The organism is Stenotrophomonas sp. YJH_SMC_33, from assembly GCF_059372295.1.
On record NZ_JCAFVJ010000028.1, the window covers coordinates 1 to 5804 of the forward strand.

The 5804-nt window shown below is 67.6% G+C and carries 6 protein-coding genes; 5 read left to right on the plus strand and 1 reads right to left on the minus strand.

The genetic code is table 11. The features are described 5' to 3' along the window. Positions 1–210: 210 nt before the first annotated feature. Entirely contained in the window at positions 211–996 is a 786-nt protein-coding gene (locus AC5P9W_RS19875; RefSeq protein WP_020723483.1) for an ABC transporter ATP-binding protein, read from the minus strand. A 187-nt stretch (positions 997–1183) separates the two neighbouring features. Here AC5P9W_RS19875 and AC5P9W_RS19880 point away from each other — a divergent pair, with 187 nt between their 5' ends. The 5 genes from AC5P9W_RS19880 to AC5P9W_RS19900 all read left to right on the plus strand — a co-directional run. Next, positions 1184–2386, plus strand: a complete 1203-nt coding sequence (locus tag AC5P9W_RS19880) for a DesA family fatty acid desaturase (RefSeq protein WP_111104113.1) — start codon at positions 1184–1186, stop codon at positions 2384–2386. Next, positions 2383–2715 (plus strand): EF-hand domain-containing protein, encoded by a 333-nt coding sequence (locus AC5P9W_RS19885; RefSeq protein WP_021204635.1) that lies wholly within the window; start codon positions 2383–2385, stop codon positions 2713–2715. Before AC5P9W_RS19880 ends, AC5P9W_RS19885 begins: the two co-directional genes overlap by 4 nt. A gap of 19 nt (positions 2716–2734) precedes the next feature. Then, entirely contained in the window at positions 2735–3547 is an 813-nt protein-coding gene (gene mutM, locus AC5P9W_RS19890) for a bifunctional DNA-formamidopyrimidine glycosylase/DNA-(apurinic or apyrimidinic site) lyase (RefSeq protein WP_021204636.1), read from the plus strand. A gap of 105 nt (positions 3548–3652) precedes the next feature. Continuing rightward, complete coding sequence (locus AC5P9W_RS19895) at positions 3653–5257, plus strand: OpgD/OpgG family glucan biosynthesis protein (RefSeq protein WP_019658845.1); 1605 nt, start codon at positions 3653–3655, stop codon at positions 5255–5257. Positions 5258–5712: 455 nt separating this feature from the next. Then, positions 5713–5804 (plus strand): transposase (locus AC5P9W_RS19900; RefSeq protein WP_288037469.1); only part of this gene is annotated, 92 nt, incomplete at its 3' end.

Genomic DNA, 5804 nt, shown 5'->3' on the forward strand with positions numbered 1-5804 from the left:
CTAGATCCTTTATCGACGTTAAGGTGCGGGATGGGGATCGCTCGGCTCGTCTGTCGGCTGCTATCCGCAGATATCATGTTGACGGTCCCTCCACCCTGGCTCCTACATACCGCGTAGGAGCCGGGAGGAACATACAAGCCTATGCTCGGCTGCCGTTCCCCGCGGCCAGAAGCAGCCGAGCATAGGCTCGGCTCTACAGTGGCATGTCGATTATCCCGCGTACGCGGTCAGCCGGCCTTCCTGCTCGCATACCGTGATCGCGCCACCGAACACCGCCGACAGCGGTTCGTTGCGCAGCAGCTCGGCGCGGGTACCGTCAGCCAGTACGCGGCCGTCACGCAGCAGCACCACGCGTTCGATCTCGGGAATGATCTCTTCGATGTGGTGGGTCACCAGCACCAGGGTGATGCCCTGCTGGGCCAGCACGCGCATGGTCGCCACCAGCTGCTCGCGGGCGACCAGGTCCAGCCCGGTGGAGGGTTCGTCCAGCAGCAGCGCCTGCGGCCGGTTGACCAGCGCGCGCGCGATCAGCACGCGGCGGGTTTCGCCGGCCGACAGCTCGGCGTAGGCACGTTCACGCAGGGACAGCGCGCCGGTCATCGCCAGTGTCTCGCCGACACGTGCGCGCATGTCGGCGGTCACCTCGCGGAAGCCGGGCACCACGTAGCTGGCGAAGAAGCCGGACAGCACCGCCTGTTCCACGGTCAGCCCCGGCATGTCGGCCAGGTTGCTGCTGAGGTCGCCGGTGACGATGCCCAGCTGCGAGCGCAGCCGGTCCACCTGCCAGCGGTTCTGGCCCAGCACCCTCACCGCGACGGAGCCGTCGACCTGCGCCAGCGGGTACAGCTCGCGGGTGATCAGCTTGATGAAGGTCGATTTGCCACAGCCGTTGGGGCCGAGCAGGGCGGTGTGCTGGCCCTGCGCGATGCGCAGGCTGAGCCCATGAAGCACCTTCACCTGGCCACGCACCACGGTGGCGCGGTCCAGTTCGATCAAGGGGGGCAGCTCCGCGACGGGCGGGGCGGCGGAAATGCGGCTGGCGCGTGGATCAAGGCTCGACAACTCAGGTCCCCAACTGTGAACGGTGCCACGGATGGCGATGCCAAGCACCGCCGCAGGGATGCAGTTTGCAACGCAAGCGCCCATCATGTCTGCCATCCCCGCGTGGATCCGGAGAGCTGCCATGCCTGATGCCCTGATGTCCCTGTTGACCGGTGGTGTTCTCGGCCTGGGGTGGTGGGCCATGCTGGCCGTGCTGCTGGTCTTCACCCAGATCACCATCTTCTCGGTGACCCTGTACCTGCATCGCAGCCAGGCCCATCGCGGGGTCGACTTCCACCCGGCGCTGGCCCACCTGTTCCGCTTCTGGCTGTGGTTGACCACCTCGATGATCACCCGGGAATGGGTGGCCATCCACCGCAAGCACCACGCCAAGGTCGAGACCGAGGACGATCCGCACAGCCCGGTCACCCGCGGCATCGGCAGGGTGTTCTGGCACGGCGTGGAGCTGTATCGGGAAGCGCGTGGTATGCGCGCGGACATTGAGCAGTACGGGCGCGGCACCCCGGACGATGCGATCGAGCGCCACCTGTACACACCGCACGCCACGCTGGGCCCGGTGCTGCTGCTGGCAATCAACAGCGTGCTGTTCGGCCTGCCCGGCGTGGCCCTGTGGGCGATCCAGATGGCGTGGATCCCGTTCTGGGCAGCCGGCGTGGTCAATGGCCTGGGCCACTGGTGGGGCTACCGCAACTACGAGTCCGCCGATACCTCCACGAACCTGACGCCGTGGGGGTTCTGGATCGGTGGCGAGGAGCTGCACAACAACCACCATGCCTTCCCCAGCTCGGCGCGCTTTGCGATGCGGCGCTGGGAATTCGACATCGGCTGGAGTGCGATCCGCCTGCTGCAGGCGCTGCGCCTGGCCAAGGTGCTGCGGGTGGCACCGGCCATGGACGTACGCCCGAACATCGCCGTGCCCGATGCCGAGACCCTTAAGGCGCTGCTGTCGCACCGCTTCCAGGCGATGACCGACTACCAGCGCAACGTGTTCATGCCGGCCCTGCGCGAGGAAGCGGCACAGGCCGGGGCCAAGCTGCGCCGCCTGCTGCCGCGCCGGCTGCGCCGTGGCCTGGTCAACGACGGTCGCTGGTTGAAGCCGGACAGTCGTGCCCAGCTCAGCGCCTGGGTGGCACAGCGCCCGCGCATCCGCACCCTGGTCGAGTACCGGGGGCGCCTGGCCGCGCTGCTGGAAGCGCGCGGCCACGATGCGGCCGAGCGCCTGCATCAGCTGCAGGCCTGGTGCCGCGAGGCCGAGGAAAGTGGCATTGCCGCGCTGCAGGCCTACGCCGCGCGATTGAAGGGCTACAGCCTGGTGGGCGCGTGAGGGCAAGGTACCGACTACTGCTGGCGGCGCTGCTGCCGGGTGCGGCGCTGGCCCAGGTCACCGATACCGCCAGCTATCTGCAGCGGATGGACAGCGATGGCGACGGCCGGGTGAGTGAATCCGAGTACGTGCAGTGGATGCTGTATGCCTTCGACCGCATGGACCGCAACGGTGATGGTGTGCTGACGGCCGAGGAGCTGCCCGGTGGCAAGGGCAGGGCGATCAGCCGCGAGCAGCAGCGGCAGGTGATCGTGCAGCGCTTCCACAAGCAGGATGCCAACGGTGATGGCTTCCTCGACGCCCGTGAGCTGTCCGCGCCGCCGCGTTGAGCGGGCGTAGAATCACCCCATGCCCGAACTGCCCGAAGTAGAAACCACCCGCCGCGGCCTGGCGCCGCACCTGCAGGGTCGTCGCGTGCATGGCGTGATCCTGCGCCGCGCCGACCTGCGCTGGCCGATTCCGCCGGAAGTGGCCGAGCTGCTGCCGGGCCAGCGCATCGAGGAGATCCGTCGCCGCGCCAAGTACCTGCTGCTGGACACCGCCGTCGGCAGCGCGGTGCTGCACCTGGGCATGTCCGGCAGCCTGCGCGTGCTGCCTGGCGATACCCCGCTGCGCGCCCACGACCACGTCGACATCAGCCTGGACAACGGCCGCCTGCTGCGCTTCAACGACCCGCGCCGCTTCGGCAGCCTGCTCTGGCAGCCGGCCGGCGAAGTCCACCCGCTGCTGCAGGGGCTGGGCCCGGAACCGCTGGACGACGTGTTTGACGGCGACTACCTGTTCGCCCGCAGCCGGGGCCGCAGTGCGCCGGTGAAGACCTTCCTGATGGACCAGGCGGTGGTGGTGGGCGTCGGCAACATCTATGCCGCCGAGAGCCTGTTCAAGGCCGGCATCAGCCCGCTGCGCGAGGCGGGCAAGATCTCGCGCGAACGCTACCAGCGGCTGGCCGGGGCGGTGAAGGAAATCCTCGGCTATGCGATCACCCGGGGCGGCACCACGCTGCGCGATTTCATCAGCCCTGACGGCGCACCGGGCTACTTCGAGCAGGAACTGCTGGTGTACGGCCGCGACGGCCTGCCATGCCCGAACTGTGGCCGCGCGCTGAAGCACGCCACCATCGGCCAGCGCGCCAGCGTCTGGTGCAACCACTGCCAGCGCTGAGCCGGGCGGCCAGCGGCAGCTGAACGGGCAGGAGACGTCTCCGCTGCCCGTTAACGTTTGTCTGCCTATCATGGCCGACCTTCCCTTCGTACCTGACGCGCCTGCATGCAACGACGCGACTTCATCCGCAATGCCTCCCTCGCCCTGGCAGCATTCGGCCTGCCGTCCCTGCCCGCGTGCGCGGCCAGCAGGAGCGGCCAGATGGGCCTGCGCCGCCTCGGCCAGCCGCAGCCGTTCGACTTCGCTACCCTCAAGGGCCAGGCGCGCGCGCTGGCACAGGCGCCCTACAAGAGCCACAAGCGGGTGCTGCCGGGCCGCCTGGAAGGCTTGGACTGGGACCAGTACCAGTCGATCGGTTACCGCCAGGACCATGCGCTGTGGGCTGACCAGCCAGGCAAGTTCCAGGCCAAGTTCTTCCATCTGGGCCTGTACTTCCATTCGCCGGTGCGCATGTTCGACGTGGTCGACGGCAAGGCGCAGGAGCTGGCCTATGACGGCGCGGCATTCAACTACGGCAAGAGCGGCATCAAGGACGGCGAGCTGCCGGCCGACCTGGGGTTCGCCGGTTTCCGCTTGAACACCCGCAAGGACACCGACCGCGATTTCGCCGCCTTCCTCGGCGCCAGTTACTTCCGCGCGGTCGGCAAGGAGGGTCAGTACGGCCAGTCCGCGCGTGGCCTGGCGATCGATACCGGCATGGGCAAGCCGGAGGAATTCCCGGATTTCATCGCCTACTACCTGGAACAGCCGTCGGCTGATTCGGACACGATCGTGGTCTACGGCCTGCTGGATTCGCCCAGCGTGGCCGGTGCCTATCGCTTCGCGATCACCAACGGTGACGTGCTGCTGATGGACATCGACAGCGCGCTGTACCCGCGCAAGGCGATCGAGCGGTTGGGCATCGCGCCGTGCACCAGCATGTACCAGGTGGGCGAGAACGACCGCCGCATGGGCTGGGACTGGCGCCCGGAGATCCACGATACCGACGGCCTGTCGCTGTGGACCGGTGCCGGCGAATGGATCTGGCGCCCGCTGCTGAACCCGCGCAACCTGCGCTTCAACATGTTCGTGGACCGCAACCCGCGCGGTTTCGGCCTGCTGCAGCGCGACCGCAACTTCGACCACTATCAGGATGACGGCGTGTTCTACGAGAAGCGGCCGTGCCTGTGGGTGGAGCCGAAGGGCGAATGGGGCGAGGGCTCGGTGCAGCTGGTGGAGATCCCCACCGTGGACGAGACCTTCGACAACATCGTGGCGTTCTGGAATCCCAAGGAAAAGCCGCAGCCGGGCCAGGAGCTGCTGGTCGGTTACCGCCTGTACTGGGGCGCCGAGCCGCCGGCACGGCCGCCGATGGCGCACTGCGTGGCCAGCCGCACCGGCCTGGGCGGTGTGGTCGGCAAGAAGCGCGAGTACTTCAGCTGGCGCTTCGCGGTGGACTTCGAAGGTGGCGAACTGGCCAGGCTGATCGACAAGGGCGAGGTCGAGGCGGTGGTGGAAGCCAGCCGGGGCCGGGTCGAGATCGTGTCGGCGCGGCCGCTGCGCGAGATCAACGGCTACCGCGCGATGTTCGACCTGGTGCCGCCGGAAGGCAGTACCGAGCAGATCGACATCCGCCTGTTCCTGCGCAGTGGTGGCAAGACCCTCACCGAGACCTGGCTGTACCAGTACACCCCGCCGCCGGCCGGAGCGCCGGAGCGCACGCTGTACTGAGTGGTTTGGGATTGCAGGGCTTGCAGCCCTGCACCTGCAGAGGCCAGAGCCGAAGCAATGGCAGAAGCTGGTTTCCTGTGGGGAGGCGCGGTGGGTCCGGTTGAGGGGGACGGCGTAAATACGTCCATGTAGCCTCGGTCGCGCCATCCATGGCGCTCACGCCCCCTCAACCGGACCCACCCCGCCTTCGACAGATCGCCGCGATCTGTCGGAGCACGGGGTCGGATCCCGTTGCTGCGCAACGGGCTCTGACCCCAGATGAATTTCGATAGATGAACTTCGATATCTGACAGATGTGCCGACCAACGGTCGGCACCCACCAACAGCCGCGTGAAATTGTCAGAGGTGGGGCGGTGTGGGTGGGCAGGACCGTTGGCGCCATGGATGGCGCCATCGAGCCCCCAGGGTGAAGTGACCCCCGGGAGTTGGACGCCAGATCCAACCCCGAGGAATACATGCACAGATACGACGCTCGTTTCAAACTGCAGGTCGCCAAAGAGGCCTGCAAGACCTCCACATCAGTCAAAGCCGTTGCTCGTCGCCACAG